Source organism: Caulobacter sp. 10L414 (assembly GCF_056395525.1).
Window position 1 is genome coordinate 30,379 of the sequence record NZ_JBFTJR010000032.1, and the last position, 26,893, is coordinate 57,271.

The following is a 26,893-nucleotide window of genomic DNA, read 5'->3' on the forward strand; positions in this document are numbered from 1 at the left end:
AATCCGGGGTTTGGGCCATGTCAGCCATCGCAGGCGTTCCCGTCGCCTTCGTCCATGTCAGCGACCGCCAGCGCGCGCTCGACTTCTATGCCGGCAAGCTGGGCCTTGCGGTGCGCAGCTCCGACCCGTTCGGCGACTTTCTCGAAGCGGGCGAGGCGCTGATCCGCCTGACCGCCCTGCCTGACTACAACGCCGGCGCCCACCCGGTGTTCGGCTGGCACGTCGAGGACATCGAGGCCGGCGTGCGGGTGCTGACCGGGCGCGGCGTGGTCTTTACGATCTACGAGGGCTTCGGCCAGGACGCCCTGGGAATCTGGACCGCCCCCGGCGGCGGCGCCAAGGTCGCCTGGTTCGCCGATCCCGACGGCAATGTGCTGAGCCTGTCGCAGGGCTGAGAGGGTCTCAGGCCGTCCCCAGCCTGGCCACCAGCGCTGAACCCGCCTCGTCCAGCCCCACGACCTCCACCGCCGCGCCCTGGCGGCGATAGCGCGCCGCCACCTTGTCTAGCGCGCCGACGGCGGTGAGGTCCCACAGGCGCACGCCGGTCATGTCGATCTCGACGCGCTCGGGATGGCCGTGGAACTCGAAACCGGCGACGAACAGTTCGGCCGAGACGAAGAACAGCTGGCCATCGACGACATAGCGGCGGGCGGTTTCAGTGCTGTCCTCGCGCTCGGCAACGCTGATCATCTTGCCCACCTTGCGGGCGAAGAACAGCACGCTGAGCAGCACGCCCAGCACGACGCCCTTGGCCAGGTCGTGGGTAATCAGCACCGTCACCGTCGTCGCCAGCATGACGATAGTCGACTGCAGGGGCGTGGAGCGCAGCTTGCGCACCGAGTTCCAGTCGAAGGTGGTGAAGGCGACCATGATCATCACCGCCACCAGGGCGGCCATGGGGATCTTCGCCACCCAGTCGCGCAGCACCAGGATCAGGATCAGCAGGAAGAGGCCCGCCCAGAAGGTCGACAGCCGCGAGCGGCCGCCGGACTTCACGTTGATGATCGACTGGCCGATCAGGGCGCAGCCGGCCATGCCGCCCAGCAGGGGCGAGACGATGTTGGCGATGCCCTGGCCGCGGGTCTCGCGGTCCTTGTCGGACGGGCTGTCGGTCAGGTCGTCGAGCAGGTTGGCGGTCAGAAGGCTTTCCAGCAGGCCCACGAAGGCCAGGGTCAGCGACACCGGGGCGATGATCTTCAAGGTCTCCAGCGTCAGCGGGACCGCCGGCAGGTGGAAGCCGGGCAAGGCCGTGGGCAGCTGGCCCATGTCGCCGACGGTGCGCACCGGCAGGTTCAGGGCGATGGCGACGGCGCTGAGCGCCAGGATCGCCACCAGCGACGACGGAACCGCCTTCGTCAGGCGCGGGAAGAGATAGATGATCGCCAGGCCCGCCCCGACCAGGGCGAAGGTCTGCCAGTTGCCGCCGATCAGCTGGGGCAGTTGCGCCATGAAGATCAGGATCGCCAGCGAATTGACGAAACCGCTCATCACCGAGCGCGAGACGAACTTCACGTAGCGGCCCAGGCGCAGCAGGCCGATGACGATCTGGATGACGCCGGTCAGCAGGCTGGCGGCGAACAGGTACTCGATGCCGTGGTCGCGCACGAGGCCGCCCATCAGCAGCGACATGGCCCCGGTGGCGGCCGAGATCATCGCCGGCCGGCCGCCGACGAAGGCGATGGTCATGGCGATGACGAACGAGGCGTACAGCGTCACGGCCGGATCGACGCCGGCGATGAAGGCGAAGGCCAGCGCCTCGGGGATCAGGGCCAGGGCGACGACCGTGCCGGCCAGCAGGTCGCGGCCAGGATTGGCGAGCCATTGCTGGCGCGTCTTGGCGAGGAAGCTCATGGGATCGGTCTTGCGTGGTGCGGCGGCGCGCGATCGCGCCGCGAAGGTTTCCCGAGGGATCGGCGCCCGGGGTAGCCATCCGGCGAGGCCGGATCCGTTGTGCGGCTTGGTGATGCCGCATCCGACCGCGCGGGGCAAGCACCCCGTCGGCGAACTATTTTTGCGCGTCGGCTGGTCCAACTTGCGGTTTCGTGCTCCGCCTGCGTCAAGCTTAGGGGGCCGGCGAAAAAGCGCGCCCCGCTTTGGTGGATGGGGAGTGCGATGACGCGACACGTAGCGATGGCCGGGGCCGCCCTGGCGCTGGTGATGACCCTTGGCGGGCAAGCCGCCTACTCTGCAGAGATCACCCCGCCCGCCCAGGCCTTCGCCCAGGACCCGGGCAGCGACTACTTCCTGGCCGACTACACCGCCTACGAGGCCTATCTGAAGACCCTGGCCGGCCAGTCCGACCGCATGAAGCTGGTCGATATCGGCAAGTCCGAGGAAGGCCGCACCCAGTGGGTGGCGATCGTCTCCTCGCCGGCCAACCTCGCCAAGCTGGACGAGTACAAGGCCATCGCCCGCAAGCTGGCCAAGGGCGAAGTCGGCAAGGAAGAGGCCGAAAAGCTGGCCGCGACCGGCAAGGCCGTGGTCTGGATCGACGCGGGCATGCACGCCACCGAGACGGTGACCTCGCAAGGCCAGATCCAGGTGCTGTACCGGATGCTGACCAAGACCGATCCTGAGACGCTGCGCATCCTCGACGACGTCATCGTGCTGTTCGGCCACGACAATCCCGACGGCATGGAGCTGGTCTCGGACTGGTACATGCGCAACGCCGATCCGCAGAAGCGCGAGTTCAACTCGATCCCGCGCCTCTATCAGAAGTACGTCGGCCACGATAACAACCGCGACAGCTTCATGTCGCAGATGTCGGAAACCACCAACGTCAACAAGGTGCTGTTCCGCGACTGGTATCCGCAGATCATCTACAACCAGCACCAGCCAGCCCCGAACGGCATGGTGGTGTTCGTTCCGCCGTTCCGCGACCCGTTCAACTACAACTACGACCCGCTGGTCATGACCTCTCTGCAGGAAGTCGGCATGGCCATGCACAGCCGCCTGGTGGCCGAGGACAAGCCGGGCTCGGGCGCCCGCAGCGCCGCGCCCTACTCGACCTGGCACAACGGCATGGAACGCTCCATCGCCTACTTCCACAACGCCGTGGGCCTGCTGACCGAGATCACCGGCTCGCCGACGCCGATGCCGCTGAACCTGGTGCCGGACGTGCAGCTGCCCAACGGCGACCGCCCGATGCCCGCCCCGCCGCAGACCTGGCATCTGGCCCAGACGGTCGAGTACCAGTGGAGCCTGGACCGCGCGGTGATGGACTACGCCTCGCGCAACCGCGAGCGCATGCTGTTCAACATCTGGAAGATGGCCAGCAACTCGATCGCCAAGGGCAACAAGGACAGCTGGACGATCACGCCGACCGAGATCGACGACCTGAAGGCCGCCGGCGCCAAGGTGAAGTTCGAGGGCCGCGTCACCGGCTCGCCGACCTCGGCCTCGGTCGATCCGTCGCTCTACAAGACCATCCTGCAGGCCCCCGAAAAGCGTGATCCGCGCGGCTACATCCTGACCGCCGACCAGGCCGACAAGCCGACCGTGGTCGCCTTCCTGAACGCGCTGATCAAGGCCGGCGTCGACGTCGACGAGGCCACCAAGCCCTTCACCGTGGCCGGCAAGACCTATCCGGCCGGCTCCTATGTGGTGAAGACCGCCCAGGCTTATCGCCCGCACATCCTCGACATGTTCGAGCCGCAGGACCACCCGCACGACGCCGAGTATCCGGGCGGCCCGCCCAAGGCCCCCTACGACGTCACCGGCTACACCCTGGCCTACCAGACGGGCGTGAAGTTCGACCGCGTGCTCGACGGCTTCGACGGTCCGTTCCAGCGCGTGCCCGACCTGATCGCCGTCAAGCCGGGCGCCGTGAAGGGCTCGGGCAAGGCCGGCTGGCTGATCGACCACGCGCCCAACAACGCCTTCACCCTGACCAACCGCCTGCTGAAGGCCGGCGCCCAGGTCTCGTGGCTGAAGGACGGGGCCAAGGCCGGCAAGCAGAGCTTCGCCGCCGGGGCCATCTTCGTCCCCTACTCGCCCGCCGCCGCCGGCGTGATCGAGGCCGGGGTCAAGGAGCTGGGCATCGACGCCTGGGCCGTCGGTTCGAAGCCGGGCGGCTCGGCCCTGCCGCTGAAGCCGATCCGCGTGGGCCTGGTGGACGTCTACGGCGGCTCGATGCCCTCGGGCTGGAACCGCTGGATGTTCGAGAAGTTCGAAGCGCCCTTCCAGGTGGTCTACCCGCAGCGCCTGGACGCCGGCGACCTGGCCAAGGACTTCGACGTGCTGGTGTTCRCCGACGGCGTGGTGCCTGCCCCCGCTGGCGGTCCGTTCCGGGCCGGCCGCGGCTATCCGCAGCCCAAGGCCGAGGACATCCCGGCCGAGTACCACGGCTGGCTGGGCACGGTGACCGACGAGACCACCATCCCGCAGCTCAAGGCCTTCGCCGAGAACGGCGGCACGGTGATCGCCATCGGCGCCTCCACCCGCCTGGCCACCGCCTTCGGCGCGCCGGTCGAGGTGGCCACGGCCAAGACCGAGAACGGCAAGCTGGTGGGCCTGTCGACCAAGGAGCTCTACATCCCCGGTTCGGTGCTGCGGGCCAAGGTCGACGTCACCCAGCCGCTGRCCTACGGCATCCCGGCCGACGTCGACATCTTCTACGACCGCTCGCCGACCTTCACCCTGAAGTCGGACGTCAAGGGGGTGTCGAAGGTCTCGTGGTTCGACACCGACAAGCCGCTGCGCAGCGGCTGGGCCGTCGGCCAGGAACGCCTGAAGGACACCACGGCGATCCTCGACGTCGATATCGGCAAGGGCAAGCTGTTCGTCATGGGCCCGGAGATCACCCAGCGGGCGCAGTCGTACGGAACCTTCAAGTTCCTGTTCAACGGCATGCTCTACGGGCCGGCGGTCAGCGCGGGGAAGTAGGCCCCTAAGACCCTTCTCCCCTTGCGGGAGAAGGTGTCGCCGAAAGGCGACGGATGAGGGGTCGCCCCCACGAAAAAACGCCGCGACAGCCGATCAGCTGTCGCGGCGTTTCTGTACGTGCAACCCCTCACCCGACCCGCTATGCGGGCCACCCTCTCCCGCAAGGGGAGAGGGATAAGGTCAGCGAATAACCCGCGCCCCGGCGCCCTTCACCAGGGCCTCGACCTCCTTCAGGCGGACCATCGAGGTGTCGCCGGGGGTGGTCATGGCCAAGGCCGCGTGGGCCGCGCCGTAGTCGACGGCGGCCTGGGGGCCCAGGTTCTCCATCAGGGCGTAGGCCAGGCCCGAGGCGAAGCCGTCGCCGCCGCCGATGCGGTCGTAGATGGCTAGGCCATCGCGCATCGGGGCCTCGTAGAAGGCTCCGTCGGCCCACAGGATGGCGCCGAAATCGTTGACGCTGGCCGAGCGCACGGCCCGCAGGGTGGTGGCCAGCACCTTCAGGTTCGGGAAAGCCTTCACCGCCTGCGGGGCCAGGGTCTTGAAGTTGGCCGGGTCGGTGGGCGGCAGCCCCTTCACCAGGCCGTCGATCGCCATGCCCAGGCACACGACGAAGTCATGATCGTTGCCGATCATCACGTCGGTCATGGCGGCGATCTTGCGGTTCAGGGCCTGGGCGGCGTCGAGGCCGCCGCGGTCCTTCCACAGCGAGGCGCGGTAGTTCTGGTCGAAGCTGACGATCACGCCGTGCTTCTTGGCGACTTCCAGAGCCTCCAGCACCACCTCGGCGGTGTTGGACGCCAGGGCGGTGAACACACCGCCGGTGTGGAACCAGCGCACGCCTTCCTCGCCGAACAGCCGCTCCCAGTCGATCTCGCCGGGACGCAGCTGCGAAGCGGCCGAGTTGGCGCGATCCGAAACGCCCAGCGCCGGACGCACGCCGAAGCCGCGCTCGGTGAAGTTCAGGCCGACCCGGGTGTTGCGACCCAGGCCGTCGAACTCGCGCCAGACCACGTGCGACATGTCCACGCCGCCCTGGCCGATCAGGTCCTGGACCAGCCAGCCCAGGTCGCTGTCGGGCAGGGCCGTGGCGACGGTGGCGCGCTTGCCCCAGCACTTGCTCATGCCGCGGGCGAAGTTGTACTCGCCGCCGCCTTCCCAGACCTGGAACTGGCGGGCGTTGCGCACCCGCCCATCGCCCGGATCGAGCCTCAGCATCACCTCGCCGAGGGCCGCGCAGTCCCAGCGGGTCTCGGACGCCGGGCGAAGCTTAAGGATCGGATCGCTCATCAGGCCTTGCCGCGCACCTTGGCGATCAGGTCGACCGTCTCGCGCACCTTCTTGGAGATGCCGGCGTAGTCCTTGGCGTCGAGGGCTTCCTGGGTGATCAGCTTGGAGCCCATGCCGGCGGCGACGATGCCCGCGCCGAACCACTTCTTGATCGAGGCCTCGTCCGGATCGACGCCGCCCGTCGGCATGATCTTGGTCCAGGGCATAGGGCCCATCACGGCCTTGATGAAGTCCGGACCGCCGACCGACGAACCGGGGAACACCTTGACGATCTCGCAGCCCAGTTCCTGGGCGTAGGAGATCTCGGTCGCCGAGCCGCAGCCGGGGCTGTAGGGGATCATGCGGCGATTGCAGAGCTTGGCCACGTCGGCGTTGACGATCGGGCTGACCATGAACTTGGCGCCGTTGGCGATGTAGAGGCCGGCGGTCGGCGCATCGACGATCGAGCCGACGCCCATGATCACGCGCGGATCGGCCGAGGCGAAGTGCTTGGTGACTTCGTAGAAGACGTTGGCGGCGAAGTCGCCGCGGTTGGTGAACTCGATGCAGGGTGCGCCGCCGTCGGCGCAGGCCTGGATGACGTTCTTACAGATCTCGACGTCCGGGTGATAGAACACCGGCACCACGCCTTGGGTCTCAAGGGCCTGCAGCACCGCCATACGGTTCTTCAGCATTCTCGTACTCCTCCCGGAAAGGGCCGTTCTTGCGCGAGGCGCCGCCGTGGCGCGCCGCGCGTGGAAGATCTGTTCGGGCGATCCCTTAGCCCGCGCGCGCGACTTGCGCCACAGGGCGTGGCTGCCGCCGCGTCACTTTCCGCGAGCCCCCCGCCCCCAGCGAAATAAAGGGCGCCGCGCCAAAGCCCGACGCGCACCCCCAAGGTAAAATGAAGGGCGTCGAGCTAAAGCCCGACGCCCTGGAAAGTTTGCGCAGGAGCGAACTCAAAGAGCCGCAGGACGCCGGGTCGGGGGAGCCGACCCAAAACGTCATGACACCGGTAGCAACAAGAGCTCGGCTCGTTTTGTCACCGGTGTCATAGACAGATAAGCGCAGTTTCGGCATTTGAGCAAGCCTGTAGAAAACGTCGCTCGGGGACCGTTGGCGTTTTTGACGGGCGCGCCGATTCAAGCGGCGGCGCGCCCCTCCCGGATCAGCCGGTGTTGCGCAGGCCCGCCGCGATGCCGGCCACGGTCAGTTGGATGGCCAGGCGCACGTCCTCGGCCTGTTCGCCGCCGCGACGGCGGGCCAGCAGTTCCAGTTGCAGATGGTTCAGCGGGTCGACCGAGTGGCCGGCCAGGGCCACCGACTCGGCCAGGTCCGGCTGGTTGTCGAGCAGGCTGGAGCCGCCGCGGATGGCCAGGGCGATCTCGGCGGCCTTGTCATGCTCGCGCTTGATGGTCTCGAAGATCCGCTGGGCGTTGTCCTGGTCGGGCGACAGGGCCACGTAGCGGGCGGCGATGCCCATGTGGCTCTGGGCCAGGGCCAGCTCCATGTTCGACAGCAGCGAGGCGAAGAAGTCGAAGTCGCCGGCCAGGTCCTGCAGTTGGCCGGTCGACAGACCCGCGCGCTCGACGCCCGAGGCGAAGCCGTACCAGCCCGGCAGCATGAAGCGGGCCTGCGACCAGCTGAACACCCACGGGATGGCGCGCAGATCCTCGATCTTGCGGCTGGCGGTGCGGCTGGCCGGGCGGCTGCCGATGTTGAGGCCCACGATCTCGCCGATCGGGGTGGCCGACCAGAAGAAGTCCTCGAAGGCCGGGTCGTCATAGACGAGGGCGCGATAGCCCTCGAACGAGGCCTGGGCCAGGGCGGTCATGGCGCTCTCGACCTTGGGGTCGGGGCGATTGACGTCGCGCTGGCTGGACTGGACCACGGCGGCGGCCAGGCCGTCGAGGTTGCGGCGGGCGGTGGGCTGGTCGCCGAAGCGGCGGGCGATCATCTCGCCCTGCTCGGTCATGCGGATGCGGCCCTGGACGGTGCCGGCCGGCTGGGCCAGCACGGCCTCGGCGGCCGGCCCGCCGCCCCGCCCGACGCTGCCGCCGCGACCGTGGAACAGCTGGATGCCCACGCCCATGCGGTCGGCCTCGAACGCCAGGGCCGAGGCCCCGCGCGCCACGCCCCGACGGCTGGCGACATAGCCGCCGTCCTTGTTGCTGTCGGAGTAACCGAGCATGATCTCCTGCACCGGCCGGTCGCCCAGGATGGTGCGGCTGATCGGCAGCTCCAGCCACTGGCGCAGCACGCGCGGGCCGTTCTCCAGGTCTTCGATGGTCTCGAACAGGGGCGCGATCTTCAGCGACGAGCGCGGCGCAGCCCCGCCCCAGACCAGGCCCACCTGCTTGAGCAGCACCAGCGGCTCGAGGATGTCCGACAGGGTGGCCGACTTGGAGATGATGTAGGCGCCGATGCAGGCGTGGCCGTAGTCGCGCACGGCCTGGGCGGCGGCCTGCATGGTGGCCAGTTCCTTGGCCGTCTCCTCGCCATAGGCGGTGAAGGGCGAGACCAGCGGCCGCTGGTGCGACAGCTCTTCGATCAGCAGCTTGGAGCGAGCTTCCTCGTCGAGCTCCAGATAGCGCACGCCGGTGCCGGCGCGCTGATAGAGCTCGTGGATGGTGCGCTCGTGGACGTCGGCGTTCTGGCGCAGGTCCAGGCTCATCAGGTGGAAGCCGCAGGCCTTGGCCACTGCGACCAGGGTGCGCAGCGAGGCCCCGACCAGACGCTCGCCGCCGCTGGCCTCCAGCGACTCGACGATGATCTGCAGGTCGGCGACGAAGGCGTCGGGGTGGGCGTAGGGCTCGACGTCGGTGCGGCTCGTCGCATAGGCCACCCACTGGCCGGTCAGCTTCTGCGACACGGCCGTGAGGCGGTCGAAGATCAGCTCCAGGGCCAGGCGGTAGGGCTCGTCCAGGCGGTGCACCGACGGGTCCTTGGCCTGGGCCGCCAGGGCCAGCAGTTCGTCGGACACCGGCGTGTAGGCGGTCGAGACGGCCAGGTTCGACCACAGCTTGCGCACCTCGCCGGCATACCAGTCGAGGATCACCCGCGACTGCGACGAGAGGGCCAGCTTCAGGGTGTCGCCGTTGACGCCGGGGTGGCCGTCGCGGTCGCCGCCCAGCCACGAACCCATCTTCAGCAGCGGCGCGATGTGGCCGTGGCTGCCGATCTTGCCCGACCATTCCTCGTAGAGGTCGACCAGGGCGGGCAGGATCGAGGTGCGGACGATCGACAGGGCGTTGCGGATCTCGTCCTTCACCGTGATCCGCTCGGGCCGGTAGAGGCGCGTGCGCCACATCAGGGCGATCTCGCGGAACAGGCGCTCGCGGATGTCGGCTTCCAGGTCGGCCGGCAGGTGGTGGCGGCGCAGGGTCATCAGGCGCGAGATCTCGGTCTCGCGGTCGACCATGCTGCGGCGGCGCACTTCGGTCGGGTGGGCGGTCAGCACCGGCACCACGTTCATCGCGGCGAAGACCTTGGCCAGGTCCGCGTCGGTCTTGCCCGAGGCCTTCAGGGCCGCGACGGCGTCGACCAGGGTGCGGGCGCGCTCGTCGCCGGGACGGGCGTCTGCCTCGGCATGGCGACGGCGGCCGGCGACGTCCTCGCCGATGTTGGCCAGCAGCGAGTGGCTGGCGAAAGCCCGCGCCAGGAACACGGCCTGGTCGTTGGAAAGGCCTTCGAACAGGTGGTCGAGCCCGGGGGCCTCGCCCTCCTCGCTCTCGTGCGCGGCGGCCTTGCGGGCTTTGCTGACCAGGCCGGCGGCCTCCTCCCCTTCCAGATAGCCGATGGCCTCGATCAGCAGGTCGCCAAGCAGGTTGGCGTTCTGCCGGACATCACGGCTGGTGGGACGGCTGGCGCCGAGGGAGAGGGCCGAGTCGCGCATGCGCATGCTCCATCACCACCGCCAGGGAGAGCGGTGGACGTCGGGACTGTAAGAACTGAATCTAACGGTTCTCGCGTCCAACCCGGCCCGGACGAACGCTGTGCGGGCTCTACAGCCCTTCTTCGCCCGGGGGAAGCCGGGCGGCCAAATGGTTGCGCTACCATCGTTCACCGGCGCACTTTTTGTGCTTGAGGCGGGCCGGTCTCCGCCTCCTGAAACGAAAATCCCCGCGAAGTCGCCTTCGCGGGGATCGTTCGGTCTGATGTCGGCCGAAGGGCCGGCGGCCTTAGCGGGCCAGCCAGCCGCCGTCGACCGGCAGGGTGACGCCCTGCACGTAGTCGGCGGCCGACGAGGCCAGGAACACCGCGGCGCCGCCCAGGTCTTCCGGACGACCCCAGCGGCCGGCCGGGATGCGGGCCAGGATCGAGGCGTTGCGGTCGGCGTCGGCCCGCAGGGCCTCGGTGTTGTTGGTGTCGAAATAGCCCGGCGCGATGGCGTTGACGTTGATGCCCTTGGTCGCCCACTCGTTGGCCAGGATCTTGGTCAGGCCGGCCAGGCCCGACTTGGCGGCCGTGTACGACGGCACGCGGATGCCGCCCTGGAACGAGAGCAAGGAGGCGATGTTGATCACCTTGCCGCCGCCCTGGGTCAGGGCCTGCTTGGCGAAGGCCTGGGTCAGGAAGAAGACGACCTTCAGGTTGGTGTCGATCACCGCGTCCCAGTCGGCTTCGGAGAATTCGATGGAGTCGGCGCGGCGGATGATGCCGGCGTTGTTGACCAGGATGTCGACCTTGCCGAAGGCGGCGACGGTTTCGTCGACCACGCGCTGCACGGGCTCGGTGGTCGAGAAGTCGGCCTTGATCGACAGGAACTTGCGGCCCAGCGCCTCGACGGCGGCCTTGGTCTCGGTCGGTTCGCTGCGACCCGCGGCGGCGATGTCGGCGCCGGCCTGGGCGAGCGCGATGGCGATCCCCTGCCCGATGCCGGTGTTGGCGCCGGTGACGAGCGCGACCTTGCCTTCGAGGCTGAACGGATTGGCCATGGTGTTCCTCAAACTTCTTCTGTCATCCCGGCCATAGCGCGGCGCGCGGAGAGCCGGGACCTCCCACGTCGGCGGGAGATCCCGGATCGGCCTTCGGCCGTCCGGGATGACAGCCGAAGGGATCGGATGGAGCGCTTGGCTCCTACTTCAGCTGGCAGATGTCCAGCACGTTCATGTCGGTGTAGTCGAGGTTCTCGCCGCCCATCGCMCAGATGAAGGTGTAGTTGGCGGTGCCCGAACCCATGTGGATCGACCACGGCGGGCTCATGACGGCTTCTTCGTTGGCCATCACGATGTGACGCATCTCGTCCGGCTCGCCCATGTAGTGGAACACGCGGTCGTTCTCGCCCAGGCCGAAGTAGAAATAGGCTTCCGAGCGGCGGTCGTGCAGGTGGGGCGGCATGGTGTTCCAGACGCTGCCCGGCTTCAGGACGGTCATGCCCAGCAGCAGCTGAGCCGACTTGCAGGTGGTCGGGACGATGTACTGGTAGATGGTGCGCTCGTTGCTGGTTTCGAGAGCACCGCGCTCCAGCGGGATGGCGTCGGCGAAGGCCAGCTTCTTGGTTTCGAAGGCGGCGTGGGCCGGCAGGCTGACCAGGTAGAAGCGAGCGGCTTCGCCGTTCACGCCTTCGAAGGTCACGTCCTTGGCGCCCATGGTGACGTACAGGCCGTCACGCGGAACGATGTCGTAGACGACGCCGTCGACGGTGATCTTGCCGGTGGTTTCGCCGACGTTGATCACGCCCAGCTCGCGGCGCTCCAGGAACGGGTGGCCGGCGGCCGAGGCGGGCTCGGTCTGGTCGGGCAGCTTCACGGCGGCCGAGGCGACGACGCCGCCGATCACGAAGCGTTCGGCGTGGTTGTAGTTCAGGACGATCTCGCCTTCGACGAAGAGGTCCTGCATCAGGTAGCGGTCACGCAGGTCGTCGTTGCTGACAGCGAACATCATGTCCGGATGAGTGGCGTGGTAGGTCTTGGCGAACATCGTGTTTACTCCGGAAGTGGTGTTCTTATTCGGCGGCAAGCGCCGGGGCCGGGAGGGGCCGCGGCTGGTCGAGCTTGTAGGCCTTCTTAGGCAGATTGTACGTCAGGTCTACGATCAGCTCCTGAGCTTCCACCAAATCCATGCGGTGCTCGCTCACCATGCGCGCCAGGAAGGCGCTGTCGACGCGACGGGCGACATCGTGGCGGGCGGGGATCGACAGGAAGGCCCGGGTGTCGTCGTTGAAGCCGACCGTGTTGTAGAAGCCGGCCGTCTCGGTGACCTGCTCGCGGAAGCGCATCATGCCTTCCGGGCTGTCGTGGAACCACCAGGACGGACCCAGCTTCAGCACCGGATAGTGACCGGCCAGCGGGGCCAGTTCGCGGCTGTAGGTCGTCTCGTCCAGGGTGAACAGGATGATCGACAGGCCCGGGTCGCCGCCCAGGCGGCCCAGCAGCGGCTTCAGCGCGTCGACATATTCCGTACGCATCGGAATGTCGGCGCCCTTGTCGCGGCCGTGGCTGGCCAGCAGACCCAGGTTGTGGTTGCGGTGCGAGCCGGGATGGATCTGCATCACCAGGCCGTCCTCGAGGCTCATCTTGGCCATCTCGGTCAGCATTTGGGCACGGAACAGCTCGGCCTTCTCCGGCGTCACGTTCCCCTTCACCAGGTCGGCGAACAGGGCCTCGGACTCGGCGTCGGTCAGGTCGGCCGTGGCGGCGGTCGGGTGGCCGTGGTCGGACGAGGTGGCGCCGGCCTCGATGAAGGCCTTGCGGCGCAGGCGGTGGGCTTCGAGATAGCCCTTCCAGCTGTAGACGTCCTGGCCCGAGATCTCGGCGAAGCGCTCGAAGGCGCGGGGACCGCGCTCATCCTCGAAGTCGATGACCGCGTCGGGGCGATAGGCGGTGATGACGTGACCGCCCCACCCGCTTTCGCGGATCGCCTTGTGGTGCTTCAGCGGATCGTGCGGCCCCTCGGTGGTGGCCAGGGTCTCGATGTTGAAGCGGTCGAACAGGGCGCGCGGACGGAAGGCGTCGGTGGCCAGCGCTTCGTTGATGCCGTCGAAATAAGCGTCGGCGTTGTCTTCGCCGAGGAACTCGGTGAAGCCGAACACCTTGGAGAACACGTGGTTCAGCCAGATCCACGACGGCGTGCCGCGGAAGAGGTGGAAGTTCTTGGCGAACAGCTTCCAGGCCGCGCGCGGGTCGGTGGCCGGCACGCCGGCCTTGGACGGCACCTTCAGGTCGTCCAGCGCCACGCCCTGGCTGTAGAGCATGCGGAAGATGTAGTGGTCGGGCGCCAGCAGCAGGTCGGTGGCGTCGCGGAACGGCTCGTTGGTGGCGAACCAGGCCGGGTCGGTGTGGCCGTGCGGGCTGATGATCGGCAGGTTCGCGACGGTCGAATAGAGCTCGCGGGCGATGCCGCGGACGGTCGGATCGGCCGGGAACAGGCGATCCTCGTGCAAATTCAGGGGCCGGGCCATGGCGTGTCTCCTCGTCCCTTCGCCGGCGGCTGCTAGATGGCCGCTTCGTGGCGCTTGGTAACCGGTGTCAAAGTTCGGTGCAAGGTGCAGGGCGCGGCGCGCACCCTACACTTTCTTCGGAGCAGCGGAAGATTCGCGCGTCACCAGATAGGGGATGGTCTTGGCCGGATCGCCCGGCTCGTAGCCCTCGCGGGCGATCAGCTTCTCGGCGGCCATGCGGCCCACTTCCCGCGTCGGGATGTGGATCGTGGTCAGCGGCGGCCAGACGGCCTGGGCGATCTGGAAGTCGTCGAAGCCCACCACGGTCAGGTCTTCGGGCACCGTCAGCCCGGCCCGGCGGGCGGCCTGCAGCACGCCGGCGGCCATTTCGTCGTTGCCGGCGAAGATGGCGGTCGGGCGCGGGGTCTTGGCCAGCAGCGCCTCGCCGCAGGCCAGGCCCGATTCGAAGGTGTAGGCGCCCTGCACCACATAGTCGGGATCGAGCTTCACGCCGGCCTTGGTTAGCGCGTCCTCGAAGCCCCCTCGCCGCTCGTGCGACGACCGGAAGCTGGGCAGGCCGGTGATGAAGCCGATGCGCTCGTGGCCCAGTCCGACCAGGTGCTCGCCCATGGCCTGGGCGCCCAGCCGGTCGTGGCCGACGATCATGTGCTCCTCCTCGTCGAGGGGCACCGAGGCGATGCGGATGTATTCGCAGCCGATGTCGCGCAGCAGGTCGGCGACGCGTTCGTCTTCCGACACCGACGGCGGCAGGATCACGCCGAACAGCTTCTGCCGCTCGATGAACATCCGCACGTCCTGCAGGAAGGTGGGGCTGGAACGGTCGCAAGGGTGGACCACCAGCTCGAAGCCCGAGCCGCGCATGCCGTCCAGCAGGCCAAGCTGCATGTTCACGACGTACTGCGGGTTGGGGTTGTCGTAGATCATGCCGATCAGGAACGAGCGGCGGAAGGCCAGGCCCCGGGCCTGGGGATCGGGAGCATAGCCCCACTCGGCGATCACCGCCTCGATACGCTGGCGGGTCTCCTCGCGGACGAACGGCGACTGGTTGATCACCCGCGAGACGGTCTTCTTGGAGACCCCCGCCAGACGGGCGATGTCGTTGATGGTGGCGCGGCGGCGGCCGCTTTCCAGCGCGGCGTTCACATCCGACTCGTCGGCGGACTTGTTGGGCGTCTTTGACGAGGTCACAGCGTTTCCATGCGGCGGGCGTTCTTTTCTTTTGTCATACTCCAGCGTCGAAAGCGTCGCCAATCGTGCGGCTAAAAGCGCGTCGGCGAAGCTCTTGACACCGGTTTCCACTCCCTTAGGACCGGATGGCAACACAAAAAGTCGCAAAGACAAAGACCCCAGATGAGCGAAACGGCCACTCTTCCCGGCGAATCGATCCACGGCGTCGATCCGCGCGACCACGTCGCCACCGCCCTGCGCCCGCTCGTCGCCGGCGAGACGGTCGACCTGCACGGCCAGCCGATCCGCGTGCGCAGCGACATTCCCAAGGGCCACAAGATCGCCGTGCGGCCGGCCGCCAAGGGCGAGGACGTGCTGAAGTACGGCTGGCCGATCGGCCGGGCCACGACCGACATCGCCGTCGGCGATCACGTGCACGTCCACAATGTCGAGACCCGGCTCGAAGGCGTCGAGGGCTATGCCTACGCCCCAGCCGCCATCGACAACACCGAGGTGGTCGGCGAGCGCAGCTTCCTCGGCTACCGCCGCAAGAACGGCCGGGTCGGCACGCGCAACGAGATCTGGGTGCTGTGCACCGTCGGCTGCGTGGCCAACACCGCCCGCCGCATCGCCGAGAACGCCAACGCCCGCTTCGCCGGTCGCGTCGACGGCGTCTTCGCCTTCCCCCATCCGTTCGGCTGCTCGCAGCTGGGCGATGACCTTTCCCACACCCGCCAGCTGATCGCGGGCCTTGCCGCCCACCCCAACGCCGGCGGCGTGCTGATTCTGGGCCTGGGCTGCGAGAACAACCAGCTCAAGGCCCTGCTGGAAAGCGCCCCGGACCTGGATCCCGAGCGCCTGCGCTCGTTCACCACCCAGTTCGTCGAGGACGAGTACGAGCAGGGCCTGGAGGCCATTGAGGCGCTAGTCGAGATCGCCGAGAACGACCGCCGCGAACCCGCGCCGATCTCCGAACTGGTGGTGGGCCTGAAGTGCGGCGGCTCGGACGGCTTTTCGGGGGTGACCGCCAACCCGCTGGTCGGCCGCATCGCCGACAAGGTGGCCGCGGCCGGCGGCACGCCGGTGCTGACCGAGATCCCCGAGGTGTTCGGCGCCGAGAACGTGCTGCTGCAAAGGGCTGCAAGCCGGCAGGTCTTCGACGAGGCCGTCGAGGTGATCGACGACTTCAAGCGCTACTTCATCGACAACCACCAGCCCATCTACGAGAACCCCTCGCCCGGCAACATCGCCGGCGGCATCACCACCCTGGAGGAGAAGTCGCTGGGCGCGGTGCAGAAGGGCGGTCGCGCGCCGCTGGTCGAGGTGCTGCGCTATGGCCAGCGGGTGGGTCCGCACGGCCTGACCCTGCTCGAGGCGCCGGGCAACGATGCGGTGTCGTCCACCGCCCTGACGGCGGCCGGCGCGACGGTGATCCTGTTCACCACCGGCCGGGGCACGCCGCTGGGCTTCCCCGCCCCGACCCTGAAGATCGCGTCGAACAGCGCCCTGGCGGCCCGCAAGCCGTCGTGGATCGACTTCGACGCCGGGGTCGTGCTGGACGGCCAGACCATGGACCAGGCGGCGGACTCGCTGCTCGACCTGGTGGTCGCCACCGCGTCGGGCCAGGAGACCAAGGCCGAGCGCAACGGCGAACGCGAGATCGCCATCTGGAAGTCGGGCGTGACGCTCTAGCTAGGGGACGCGGGGCGCCGGCGTGTTCTGGCCGTTCTGGTGCAGGGTCAAGGCGCTGGCGCGCCCGTCAGCGCCGACGGTGAAGGTCAGCTGCGCGTCCACTACCCTGGCGAACAAGGCCGTCGGCCCTTCGGCGAAGATTTCTATGCGCGGCTGGCCGGTCAGTTGGCCGAACATCCGCTGGCCCTCGCGGGTGATGGTCAGCACCGCGTCCGGCGCCAGCGCATAGCGGCCGGTCAGCCCGTCCAGCACGGCCGGCGGCAGGGTCTTGGCCTCGCGGACCTTGACCTTGGGCGCGGTCTTCAGCGGCGCGCCGGTCAGCAGGTGCTGGCCCAGGTCCTCGACACCCATGACAGCGGCGGTGTTGCTCAGCACCACGACGCCCAGCCCGGTCGCGCGGTCGAACCCAACGAAGGACTGGAAGCCCATGGTGCCGCCGCCATGGCTGACGATCTCGCCCCCGGGAACCTTGGCGACATGCCAGCCCAGGGCCACCTGCACGTTGCGGCCCACGATGCGCCGGGGAGCCAGTTGGTCGGCCATCGCCGCCTTCAGCGGCGTGTCGACATGGCCAAGCTCGGCGGCCAGCAGGGTCAGCAGGTCGTCGGCCGAGCATCGCAGGCCGCCGGCGCCGGCCAGGGTCGTCAAATCCCAGTGCGGCGTGACCGCCAGATCGGCGGTGTGGCCCGGCGAGAAGCGGGCCTCGAGCGGCGGCGAAAGCTTGATCGCGGCGCCGGACATGCCCAGCGGCGCGAGCACGCGCCTGCGCAGCACCGTCTCGTAATCGCCGCCGGCGCGCTGGGCCAGCGCCCAGCCCAGCAGCCCGACGCCCAGGTTGGAGTACTCGTAGGCCGCGCCGATGTCGCGAGGCAGGCTGTAGCGCCGCAGGAAGGCCTCCAACAACTCGGGCCCGTAGTCGGCGTAGGGGTTGAGCGGGTCGGCCATCGGCATGTTGTCCGCCAGCCGGGGCAGGCCCGAGGTGTGTGTGGCCAGGTCGATCAGAGTGATCGCCCTGCCGTTGCGCTCGGGCGCGACCCAGCCGGCGGGCAGTAGGGCGACGACGGGCTCGTCGAGCCTGACCTCGCCGCGCCGGACCATGTCGGCCAGCAGCAGGCCGGTGAAGGCCTTGGTCACCGAGCCGATCTCGAACAGGGTCTCGCCGTCGACGGGACGAGGATCGGCCGCGTCGTAGACGCCGCGGGCGATCACCCGCCGCCCCCTGGCGTCGATGACGCCGACGACCATGCCCACGGCCTGCTTGTCGACGTCGACCCGCTGGACCAGCACCTGGCGGATGGCCGCCTCCGACAGGCGCCCCTCGCTCGTGGTCTGCGCCACGGCAGGCGCGGCGATCAGCAGTCCGATGACGACGGCGAAGACCGCGCCCCTCACTTGGCCTCGGCGATTTCGTACATCAGGTCGACATAGCTCATCGTGCCGCCAACCAGGCCCTGGACCTTCGGGTTGCTGCTCTCGATCACGTAGTACTCGTTGGGCGCGTGGGCGCCGCTGCCGTGACCCAGGCCGAACTGGCCGGCGGGCAGGCTGACCGGCGGCGAGGTGAACACCGTGCCCGGCCACGAGCCGGCCAAGCGAGGATACAGCGTCGCCGGCGCGCCCAGGCGCTTGTAGCTGGCCAGTTGGGCGCGGATCAGGCGGCTGTCCTCGGGCGTCTCGGTCGGGTCATAGCCGCCGCTGACCTTGATCTCGACATCGTTGAAGCCGCGCTTGTCGAGGTGGGCGCGGATCTTGGCCACGGCGTCGTCCATGGTCATGTTCGGCACCAGCCGCAGGTCGATCTTGGCGACGGCGCGGCCCGGCAGCACGGTCTTGCCGCCCGGACCGGTATAGCCCGAGACCAGCCCCTCGATGTTGATGGTCGGCTGCGAGGCCAGCCGCTCCAGCGCCTTCTCCCACGGCAGGTCGTCGATCCAGCGGTCGACGCCCAGGGCCTTCTTGGCGTCGGCCTCGGTCATGCGCTGGGCGGCCAGCGAGATCAGCTCCTTCTCGCGGGCGGTCAGGGGGCGGACCTTCTCGAAATAGCCGTCGACGGCGGGCGTGTTGCCGTCGGGCGTGACCAGGGTGGTCAGGGCCTGGACCAGACGCCAGGCCGGGCTGTCGACCCGGGCCTTCTCGCTGGAGTGGATGTCGGTCTTGGGACCCCTGCCCCACTTCTCGCCGCTGGCGACCAGTTCGAACTCCACCACGCCCTTGGCGCCCAGGTTGACGCTGACGCCGCCGTTGCTGGGGCTCTGCCAGCCGGCCGGGATGATCACGCCTTCGCACTTCTTCAAGGCCGCCAGGACGTTCGGTTTGGTGACGATCTGGCGGAAGTGCGGGCTGCCGATCTCCTCCTCGCCCTCGCAGACCAGGACGAGGTTTACCGGCGGCTTCTTGCCGGCGGCGCGGATGGCGTGCAGCGCGGCCAGCAGCGAGGCCTGCGGCCCCTTCTGGTTCACTGCCCCGCGGCCGACGATCACCTTGCCGAAGCCCGGCTTGTCGACGATGCGCGCCTCCAGCGGCGGCGAGCTCCACTCGGCCGGATCGTACTGCTTGACGTCGTACATGAAGTAGATCGCCAGCCAGCGCTTGGCGCCGACGTCGAGCACGCCGAACACGCCCGGCGCGCCGTCGGTGGAGATCTTCTCGACGCCCGTGAAGCCGGCGTCGCGGGCCAGGGCCGCCATGTAGTCGGCGCCCTTGTCCATGTCGCGGTTCTCGGCGGCGATCGACGGCAAGGCGATCCAGTCCCGGATGCGCTTGACCGAGGCCTCGTAGCCGGCCTCGGCGGCCTTGCGGATCGCCGCCATGTCGGCCTCGCGCACGGAGGGCTTGGCGGCCGCGCCCGCCAGGCCCGGGGCCAGGAGGGTGGCGGCAGCCGCGCCGGTCATCAGCGTGCGGCGGCTAGGAACGTCGGTCATCGTCTTCCCCACGAAACTCTGCGTGGAGAGGATAGGAGGCTACGACTCGGCGGTGAGCAAGGCGCCGCTAGGGCCTGGGGATCGCCTGGTTGAAATTGAACACCCGATCAGGGTCGGCCTTGGCCTTGATCGCCTTCAGCCTGCCGAGGTTGTCGCCGTAATAGGCCGTCGCGAAATAGTCGGCGCTGTCCGGGTCGTGCGACAGCGAGGGGTCGGCGAAGTTCTGGTAGGCGCCGCCGCCGGCGCGCGGCTTCATGGCGGCGTAGAACTCGTCCTGCCAGACGCGGTTGGCGTCGAGCAGGATCTTGTTGTGGCTGTCGCCCTCGCTCCAGTAGAGGCCCACCACCATCAGCCAGCGGCTGTCCCGGTGGACGAAGGCGGTGTCGGCCGGCTTGGGAACATTGATCTCCCCGCCGGTCTGGAAGAAGCGCAGGTCGCAATAGCCGTTGACGCCCGGCCACTGGCGCAGATGCCGGAAGCCCTCGACCAGGTCCTCCAGGCCGAAGCCCTTGCGGTTCACGAAGGCCGAACGCTCCTGGTAGAAGGTGGCGAAACCGTCCTCGTGCAGGAAGTCCTGCGCCGCCCAGTAGGGCAGCTCGTTGATCCCCGCCCCGCCCGTGGGCTGGGCCACGTCGAGCACGGGCTTGAGGATCTTCAGCAACTCATCGCGCGGGCCGGCGTACTGGCCCAGCACGCTGATCGGCACGTCGTAGCCGGCCTTGTACTGCAGCGGCGTGATCGCCCCGAACGACACCCGCGAGCCTAGCTTGCCCGGCGCGGCGTCCAGCACGCCCATCAGCAGCGCCCCCAGCGCCTCGACCGAGACCCTGGGACGGATCTCGGGCGTGCGGCTCCAGGAAAGGTCGAAGACGGTGACCACCGTGCCCTTCACGTCGAAGGTCTGCAGCGCGAACTCGGTGCTGACGCCGAAATTGCCGCCGCCGCCGCCCTGGGAGGCCCAGAACAGGTCCCTGTCGCGCTGGTCGGGCGCGGCCTTCGAGACGCTGCGCTGCGAGCCGTCGGCCAGCACGATCTTGCTGTCGACCAGTTGGTCGCAGCCCAGGCCGTGGCCGCGCATGTTGAAGCCGATGCCGCCGCCCAGCAGGAAGCCCGACGCCCCCACCGACGGGCAGCGGCCGTGGGTCACCRCCCGGTCCTCGGCCCGCAGCAGGCGATAGAGGTCGCGGTTGCGCGCGCCGGCCCCGAAGCGGGCGACGCCGGTCGCCTTGTCGTAGCGGGCGTAGTTGATCAGGCTGGTCTCGATCAGCAGGCCGTCGGTGACCGAATAGCCGGCGTAGGAGTGGCCGCCGCCGCGGATGATCGGCCGGATGTTGTTCTCGCGCGCCCAGCGGACGGCGAAGCCGACCTCGTCGGCCGAGGCGCAGCGGGCCACGCCCTGCGGCAGGGTGTGGGCGTAGCGCAGGTTGTTGGGCAGCGCGATCACCTGATAGTCGGCGTCGCCCAGGCGCAGCAGACGGCCCGAAAGCGCCTTGGCGAGCTGGGCCCAGCGGGCCTCGGACGGACCGCCCGGCGCGGGCGTCGGCGGCAGGGCGGCGACGCGGGGAGACAGCGCCAGGGCCGCCTGCGGGGCCAGGGCGGCGCCGGCCGCCAGGAAGCCGCCCGCGGCCAGGAAGTCGCGCCGGCTGGCGAAATAGCGCTTGGTCTGCATCGTCTCCCCCACTCTCTGTTTGTCGTCTTGCTCTTGTCGTTCAGCGCCTGGTCAGAGGCAGTCGGCCGCCACCTTGCGCAGGTCGGGCGCGCCGGCCGGACGCTTGGGATCCAGCATCAGCTTCTCGTCGCCGCTCAGCCCGGCGCGCGCGGAATCGAAGCCGTCCTGCCGGCCGCGCGCATAGTCCTCCAGCGCCGTCATCGCCTTGGGCGACAGCTGGGCCTGCAGCACGTTGGAGGCGCAGGCGCAGCCCACCCGGTCGAGCTTCAGCCCGAAGGCGGCCAGATCGCCGTCGAGGCACGCCTTGGTCACCGCCGCGCGCTGGGCCGCGGGCGTGTCGGCTTCCACCCGGCTGCACGCGCCAACAGCCAAGACCGCCATGATCGTCAGAATCGTACGCATTCTCTTCCCCTGGGGCGGCCAGGGTGGCGATGCGCGCCTCGGTTTTATGTGAAAATTATAACGCCCAGCGGGTTTCTCGACGGCTGGGGCGCCGTTGCGGAAGCTCTTTGCGAAACCGCCATTGCCACCGGTGTCTTCCTGGCTCATCTAGGCGTCCGGGCGGGCTTCAAGACCCGCCGGATCATTATCGAGGCGCCCCCGTGACCACCGACACCGCCGCCAGCCAGGCCCTGCGCCTTAGCGCCACCAGCTTCCCGGCCGCCCTGCCCGGCGTGGCCCTGCCGTCCTATGCGCGCGACAAGGTGCAGATCGGCGTCGTCCACTTCGGTCCCGGGGCCTTCCACCGCGCCCACCAGGCCTTCTATTTCGACAAGCTGCTGGCCGCCGACCCGCGCTGGGGCATCTGCGCCGTCTCGCTGAAGAGCCCCGGGGTGCGCGACGCCCTGGCCCCGCAGGACGGCCTCTACACCCTGGCCCAGCTGGACCATGAGACCAGCTTCCGCGTCATCGGCTCGATCCTCGAGGTGCTGGTCGCGCCGGAAGATCCCGAAGCCGTGTTCGCCCGCCTGGCCGCGCCCCAGACCCGGATCGTCACCCTGACCGTCACCGAGAAGGGCTACACCCTGACCGGCGAGGGCAAGCTCGACACCGCCCATCCCGACATCGTCCACGACCTGGCTCAGCCCGGCCGCCCGGTCAGCGCCGTCGGCTACATCGTCGAGGGCCTGCGCCGCCGCTTCGCCGCCGGCCTGCCGCCCTACGCCGTGGTGGCCTGCGACAACCTCGCCGACAACGGCTGGCGCCTGAAGGCCGCCACCGTGGCGTTCGCCCAGGCCGTCGACCCGGCCCTGGCCTCGTGGATCGAGGCGAACGGCGCCTTCCCGCGCACCATGGTCGACAGCATCACCCCCGCCACCGACGACGCCCTGCGCGCCCGCGTGCAGGCCGCCACCGGCCTGTTCGACGCCTGGCCGATCCAGCGCGAGGCCTTCACCCAGTGGGTGGTCGAGGACGTGCTGGGCGACGGCGCGCCGGACCTCGCCAGCGTTGGCGTCACCCTGACCGACGACGTGCGCGGCTTCGAGCGGGCCAAGCTGCGCCTGCTGAACGGCGTGCACTCCACCCTGGCCTATGCGGGCCTGCTGAAGGGCCATGAGACGGTGTTCGAGGCGGTGGGCGATCCGGCGCTGGAGGCCCTGGCCCGCGACCTGATGGCCCAGGACATCATCCCCACCCTGACCGCGCCGCGCGGCCTTGACCTTCCCGCCTACGCCGAGGCGATCCTCGACCGCTTCCGCAATCCCGAGATCCGCCACCTGCTGAGCCAGATCGCCTGGGACGGATCGCAGAAGCTGCCGTTCCGCATTCTCGGAACGGTGAAGGACGCCCTGGAGGCCGGCCGAAGCGTCGAGCGCCTGGCCGTGCCGATCGCCGCCTGGTTCCAGTTCCTGAAGCTGCGCGCCGCCGAGGGCGCGGCCGTCACCGATCCCCTGGCCGACCGGCTGCTGGCCGTGGTCCAGGCTTTGCCCGGCGAGGCGAAGGGCGACGTCGCCGCCTTCCTGGCGGTGGAAGCGGTGTTCCCGCCCGAACTGGCGAGCGACGCGCGGTTCGTGGCGGCTGTCGAAAAGGCTTACGGCGAGCTCGCCTGAAGCGCACCCGCTCCTTCCCCCTCCCGTCCCTACGGCTTCCAGTCCGGCAGGTTGGCCAGCTGGTCCTTGGTCAGCTTGGTGCGGACCACGTAGTCGTTGGGGTCGCCAGGCTCGGGCGCGACCGAGACGTCGGCCAAGGCCACGACGACCTTCTTGTCAGGTCCGACGCGGTCGATCTCGATCACCACGGCGGTCGGCTTGCCGGCGGCGTCCAGCAGTACGTGCTCGACTTCGCCGGCCTTGCGGTTGGCCGAGTCGATGACGTCGGCGTCCTCGATCTGGCCGACGGTGAAGCTGCCCTTGGCGCTCAGCGTCTCGTCGCGGGCGATGGTCGATTGGGCGAAGGCCGCGCCGCCCACCAGGGCGAAAGCAACGGCGGTCAGGGCGATCCGCTTCATGGCGTGTCTCCGTGTTGATGCACCGAGCCAACGCTCCGTGCACGGCGCCGTTCCGCCGAGACCGGATCTGCGCTCGACGGCGACGCGCATGGTCTCGCTTCGCTGCGAATTCGCGGCTAGCCTGCGGTCGCCATGATGGTTCTCGGACTTCTCGGATTTCTCGCCGTGGGCGCCGCCGGGGGCGCTCTCGCCCTGCGTGGCGTGAAGATCGTCAACGCCATGGCGGCCGCCCTGCTGGCCACGGACCCGCAACTCGACGCACGCTACAGCCAACGCTGGCATACCAACATCGAGGGCATGCGGATCACCGCCGAGTACAGGCGACGCTTTCCGGGCGGCCCGCTGATCGCCAAGCCGCACCGGACCTACTGGGCGATAGGCGGCTGGCTTACCCTATGCGTGGTCAGCGTCTACGCCCTCCGCGATAGCCTGCCCTAGGCCCGCACGCCCTTGCCCAGCACCACGGGCGCCACGGTGCCCAGCAGGATCTTCAGGTCGAACAGGAACGAGGCGCGGGCCAGGTACTCGGCGTCCAAGGCCACCTTCTCGGGAATGGCCAGCTCGTCGCGACCATTGATCTGGGCCCAGCCGGTGACGCCCGGACGCAAGGCATGGACACCGGCGGCTGTGCGGGCGGCCACCAGGTCGTCCTGGTTGAACAGCGCCGGGCGCGGGCCCACCAGGCTCATGTGGCCGACCAGCACGCTCCACAGTTGCGGCAGTTCGTCGAGGCTGGTCTTGCGCAGGAACGGCCCGACCGGCGTCAGCCAGCGGTGCGGGTCGTCCAGCAGGTGGGTGGCGACCTCGGGGGTGTCGATCCGCATGGTGCGGAACTTGGGCATCGGAAAGAGGCGGTTCTCCCGCCCTACCCGCTGCGACCAGTAGACCGCCGGCCCCGGCGAGGTGGCGCGCACCAGCACCGCCACGACCGCCAGCGGCAGGGCCAGCACGGCAAGGCCCGCCGCGGCGGCGGCGAAGTCGAAGGCGCGCTTCAACACGCGATCAGGCCAGGTCGCTGGCCGCCGCGTCGAGCAGCAGGTAGGCGCGGCCGGCTTCCGAGGCCAGCAGGGCGGCCACCAGGAAGCCCTCGCGATCCTGCTGGGCGGCCTCGCTCACCATGCCGGCGTAGCGGCGCACGAAACGCTCGGCGTTGGCCTTCAGCGTGGCGTCCGAGAACAGGCGGCGCACCAGGCGGCGGATCGCGGCGGGAGCGAGCTTCTTGACCACTTCGCGGGCGCCGGCCTCGTCATGGGTCTGGATGGCGGCGGCGATCTCGTCGATGCGGCCGCGCGGCAGCAGGGCCGACGGGTCGATGCCCATGGCCAGGATCTCGCCGGCCAGCTTCTCGCCCAGGGCCGCGTCGCCCGGCGAACTGCCCTGCATGTCGCCCAGCAGGTTCTTCCAGCTCCAGCCGCCCTCGTCCTGGACGGGCTCGGGCGGAGCCGGCGCCGCGCCGCGACCGCCGGCGGCGTCGAACATGGTGCGGAACTCGTCGTCGGTGGCCGTCGGGGTCAGCTTCAGGCGCTGGCGCGGCGGCGGCTCCAGCGGCGCGAAGTCGTCCGAGGGATAGGCCGGCGGCGGGGTCTGGGCGCGCGGGGGCTGCGGCGCGGGCGGAGGCGGCGGTGGCGGCGCCTGGCGCTGCTGGGGCGGCGGAGCCGGTTGAGGCGCCGGCTGGGGCGACATCTGCGGCGGACGCACCAGGGCCGAGGCGCCACGGCTCGACGGCGCGGCGAAGCTCGGGGTCTGGGCCGCGGCGGCGTTCATCTGGGTCACCGCCTCGCTCAGCATCTCGTAGTTGCGGCGGACGCGATCCTGGAAGGCCTGGTCGATGGCCGCCGTCTCCTCGGCGGTGCGGCGGGCGGCGGCGCGCAGGTCGTCGATGCCCTTCTCGATCTGGGCGCGGACCTCGGCGGCGCGGGCCAGGGCCTCGCCCGGCAAGGCGGCGCTGCTCTGGCCGGCCTCGACCAGCAGGCGTTCCATCTCGGCGATGGCGCTGCGGGCGGTCTCGACGCTTTCGGCCAGCTTCTGGGCGGTGCGGGCGCCGGCCTGTTCGACCACCTGGGCCGAGTTCTCGATCAGGTCGCGGGCTTCCTGCATGCGCGATTCGAACACGGCGTCGGCCTTCTGGCCGGCCGAGAAGGCGATCTCGTTCAGCTGGTCGACGCGGCCGCGAGCGGTTTCGACGCGCAGCTCCACGCCCTCCCCGGCCCGCTGGGCGGCGTCGGTGATGGCGTTCATGGCGCGGGTCAGCTCGGCCTCAAGGTCTCCACGACGGTCGACCGCGGCGGCTTCCAGGCGGGCCAGGGCGGCCTGGGTCTCGGCGGCCAGGGCCTCGCGTTCGGCGCGGGCGGCCTCGGCCATCTCGCGCAGCTGGTCGCCGGACGAGACGATCAGGCCGCGCAGCACCTCGGCGCCCATGGCGGCGATGTCGCCCAGCTCGGAAGCACCGACGCGGGTGTAGGCCACGAACTCGGTGAGCTGGGCGGTGCGGGTCTCGGTCTCGGAGGAGAAGTCCTCCTGGTCGGCGCGCAGGGCCTGGGCGGCGGCCACCAGGGCGGCGCGCTGCGAGGCCAGGCTGCGTTCGACGCTGCCGATCTGGTCGCCGACGCCCTGGCCGGCGGTTTCCAGGCGGGCGATCTGGCGCGACAGGTCCTCGGCCCCGACGCGGGCGGCGTCCGACGCCTCGGCGGCGGCGGCGGCGAGATCGGCGGCGCGGGCGGCAAGCGCCGCCTCGGCCTCGCGCAGCTGGGTTTCGGCCAGGTCGGAGGCCTCGGCGACCATGCGGGCCTGGCTGCCGATGGCGTCGACCACGGCGGTGGACTGGGTGTCGAGGGTGGCCGACAGCGCCTGCATGGCGTTGCGCTCGTGGCCCAGGCCCTCGGCCAGCTGCTTGGCCATGCGGCTCGACGAGTCGGCGGCCTCGACCAGGCGGGCGGTCTCCTCGGCCAGGGCCTGGCGCAGGGTGACGATGCGCTCGCGGGCGGCGTCGGCGGCGCTCGTGGCCGCGTCGATCTGGCCGCTGAGGGCGTCGACCACGCCGGCAGCCCCGGCGGCGGCCAGCGCGGCCGGGGTCAGCAACTGGTCGGTCAGTTGGCGGGTACGGCGCAGCTCGGCCGACACGCCCATGGCCTGGCGCAGCATGTAGGCGGCCAGCAGGATGAAGGCGGCCGGACCGGCGGCGAGGGCCGCGAACACCGCCATGGTCACCGGCATCGGCAGGGTCGGCCCATAGCCCAGGGCGAACATCACCGGCGCCACCGCCCACAGGGCCGCGACGCAGACCGCCATGCTCCAATAGACGCCGCCGGGCATCGGCTTGCGTTCGGCGCGTTCGGCCAGGGCCTGCACCGGACGCTCGGCGACCGGGGGACGCGCGGCCGGATCGGGCTTGGCCGGCGGTTCCGGCTCGGGGCGCGGCGCCGGCGGCTGGGCCGCGGCGGGGG

At 69.7% G+C, this 26,893-nt stretch carries 20 protein-coding genes and 1 other annotated feature; of the genes, 5 read left to right on the top strand and 15 right to left on the bottom strand.

The window, feature by feature from the left end:
- Window positions 1–17: 17 nt before the first annotated feature.
- Window positions 18–395, top strand: a complete 378-nt coding sequence (locus AC1DCG_RS14180) for a VOC family protein (protein ID WP_477028930.1) — start codon at window positions 18–20, stop codon at window positions 393–395.
- Window positions 396–402: 7 nt separating this feature from the next.
- Here the strand turns inward: AC1DCG_RS14180 and AC1DCG_RS14185 are convergent, their stop codons facing one another.
- Window positions 403–1,851 carry a SulP family inorganic anion transporter gene (locus AC1DCG_RS14185; protein ID WP_477036959.1) on the bottom strand — a complete coding sequence of 483 codons (1,449 nt, stop codon included), beginning with the start codon at window positions 1,849–1,851 and terminating at the stop codon, window positions 403–405.
- A gap of 45 nt (window positions 1,852–1,896) precedes the next feature.
- Window positions 1,897–1,950: a sequence feature (sul1 is cis-regulatory element that is thought to sense ions involved in sulfur or methionine metabolism; They are found in Alphaproteobacteria), on the bottom strand.
- A gap of 150 nt (window positions 1,951–2,100) precedes the next feature.
- On the opposite strand from AC1DCG_RS14185, the gene AC1DCG_RS14190 reads away from it, so the two are divergent.
- Window positions 2,101–4,884 (top strand): M14 family metallopeptidase, encoded by a 2,784-nt coding sequence (locus AC1DCG_RS14190; protein ID WP_477041527.1) that lies wholly within the window; start codon window positions 2,101–2,103, stop codon window positions 4,882–4,884.
- Between the two features lie 180 nt (window positions 4,885–5,064).
- On the opposite strand, the gene AC1DCG_RS14195 is transcribed toward AC1DCG_RS14190, so the two are convergent.
- The 7 genes from AC1DCG_RS14195 to AC1DCG_RS14225 all read right to left on the bottom strand — a co-directional run bounded on the left by AC1DCG_RS14195 (window position 5,065) and on the right by AC1DCG_RS14225 (window position 14,740).
- A complete protein-coding gene (locus AC1DCG_RS14195; protein WP_477028933.1) occupies window positions 5,065–6,171 on the bottom strand; it encodes a PfkB family carbohydrate kinase in 1,107 nt (368 codons plus the stop codon).
- Entirely contained in the window at window positions 6,171–6,845 is a 675-nt protein-coding gene (locus AC1DCG_RS14200; protein ID WP_058348668.1) for a bifunctional 4-hydroxy-2-oxoglutarate aldolase/2-dehydro-3-deoxy-phosphogluconate aldolase, read from the bottom strand. The genes AC1DCG_RS14195 and AC1DCG_RS14200 overlap by 1 nt, the downstream gene beginning before the upstream one ends.
- Window positions 6,846–7,318: 473 nt before the next feature.
- Window positions 7,319–10,045 carry a phosphoenolpyruvate carboxylase gene (ppc, locus tag AC1DCG_RS14205; RefSeq protein ID WP_477028934.1) on the bottom strand — a complete coding sequence of 909 codons (2,727 nt, stop codon included), beginning with the start codon at window positions 10,043–10,045 and terminating at the stop codon, window positions 7,319–7,321.
- 286 nt (window positions 10,046–10,331) lie between these two features.
- Entirely contained in the window at window positions 10,332–11,087 is a 756-nt protein-coding gene (gene kduD, locus AC1DCG_RS14210) for a 2-dehydro-3-deoxy-D-gluconate 5-dehydrogenase KduD (protein ID WP_165260320.1), read from the bottom strand.
- 142 nt (window positions 11,088–11,229) lie between these two features.
- Complete coding sequence (gene kduI / locus AC1DCG_RS14215) at window positions 11,230–12,072, bottom strand: 5-dehydro-4-deoxy-D-glucuronate isomerase (RefSeq protein ID WP_477041528.1); 843 nt, start codon at window positions 12,070–12,072, stop codon at window positions 11,230–11,232.
- A 25-nt stretch (window positions 12,073–12,097) separates the two neighbouring features.
- Window positions 12,098–13,552, bottom strand: a complete 1,455-nt coding sequence (uxaC, locus tag AC1DCG_RS14220; RefSeq protein ID WP_477028935.1) for a glucuronate isomerase — start codon at window positions 13,550–13,552, stop codon at window positions 12,098–12,100.
- 105 nt (window positions 13,553–13,657) lie between these two features.
- Entirely contained in the window at window positions 13,658–14,740 is a 1,083-nt protein-coding gene (locus AC1DCG_RS14225; RefSeq protein ID WP_165260326.1) for a substrate-binding domain-containing protein, read from the bottom strand.
- A gap of 162 nt (window positions 14,741–14,902) precedes the next feature.
- Between AC1DCG_RS14225 and AC1DCG_RS14230 the strand changes: the two genes are divergently transcribed.
- Entirely contained in the window at window positions 14,903–16,411 is a 1,509-nt protein-coding gene (locus AC1DCG_RS14230; protein ID WP_477028936.1) for a UxaA family hydrolase, read from the top strand.
- Here AC1DCG_RS14230 and AC1DCG_RS14235 read toward each other — a convergent pair whose 3' ends face one another.
- The 4 genes from AC1DCG_RS14235 to AC1DCG_RS14250 all read right to left on the bottom strand — a co-directional run bounded on the left by AC1DCG_RS14235 (window position 16,412) and on the right by AC1DCG_RS14250 (window position 21,403).
- Window positions 16,412–17,803, bottom strand: a complete 1,392-nt coding sequence (locus AC1DCG_RS14235; protein ID WP_477028937.1) for a serine hydrolase — start codon at window positions 17,801–17,803, stop codon at window positions 16,412–16,414. It abuts the gene before it with no gap.
- Entirely contained in the window at window positions 17,800–19,332 is a 1,533-nt protein-coding gene (locus AC1DCG_RS14240; RefSeq protein WP_477028938.1) for a M20/M25/M40 family metallo-hydrolase, read from the bottom strand. The genes AC1DCG_RS14235 and AC1DCG_RS14240 overlap by 4 nt, the downstream gene beginning before the upstream one ends.
- Before the next feature lie 67 nt (window positions 19,333–19,399).
- Window positions 19,400–21,001, bottom strand: a complete 1,602-nt coding sequence (locus tag AC1DCG_RS14245; RefSeq protein WP_477041529.1) for an FAD-binding oxidoreductase — start codon at window positions 20,999–21,001, stop codon at window positions 19,400–19,402.
- A gap of 51 nt (window positions 21,002–21,052) precedes the next feature.
- Entirely contained in the window at window positions 21,053–21,403 is a 351-nt protein-coding gene (locus AC1DCG_RS14250; RefSeq protein ID WP_477028940.1) for a hypothetical protein, read from the bottom strand.
- Window positions 21,404–21,603: 200 nt separating this feature from the next.
- On the opposite strand from AC1DCG_RS14250, the gene AC1DCG_RS14255 reads away from it, so the two are divergent.
- Window positions 21,604–23,052: a mannitol dehydrogenase family protein gene (locus tag AC1DCG_RS14255; RefSeq protein WP_477028941.1), complete on the top strand. Its 1,449-nt coding sequence runs from the start codon at window positions 21,604–21,606 to the stop codon at window positions 23,050–23,052.
- Between the two features lie 29 nt (window positions 23,053–23,081).
- On the opposite strand, the gene AC1DCG_RS14260 is transcribed toward AC1DCG_RS14255, so the two are convergent.
- Window positions 23,082–23,450, bottom strand: coding sequence for a PRC-barrel domain-containing protein (locus AC1DCG_RS14260; protein WP_477028942.1), 369 nt, complete (start codon window positions 23,448–23,450; stop codon window positions 23,082–23,084).
- Between the two features lie 165 nt (window positions 23,451–23,615).
- On the opposite strand from AC1DCG_RS14260, the gene AC1DCG_RS14265 reads away from it, so the two are divergent.
- Entirely contained in the window at window positions 23,616–23,888 is a 273-nt protein-coding gene (locus tag AC1DCG_RS14265) for a hypothetical protein (protein ID WP_477041530.1), read from the top strand.
- Here the strand turns inward: AC1DCG_RS14265 and AC1DCG_RS14270 are convergent.
- Together AC1DCG_RS14270 and AC1DCG_RS14275 are read right to left on the bottom strand one after the other, a co-directional pair.
- Window positions 23,885–24,445: a sugar transferase gene (locus AC1DCG_RS14270; RefSeq protein ID WP_165260579.1), complete on the bottom strand. Its 561-nt coding sequence runs from the start codon at window positions 24,443–24,445 to the stop codon at window positions 23,885–23,887. The genes AC1DCG_RS14265 and AC1DCG_RS14270 overlap by 4 nt on opposite strands.
- Window positions 24,446–24,452: 7 nt before the next feature.
- Window positions 24,453–26,893, bottom strand: a 2,441-nt coding sequence (locus AC1DCG_RS14275; RefSeq protein WP_477041531.1) for a coiled-coil domain-containing protein, incomplete at its 5' end; no start/stop codon positions are given.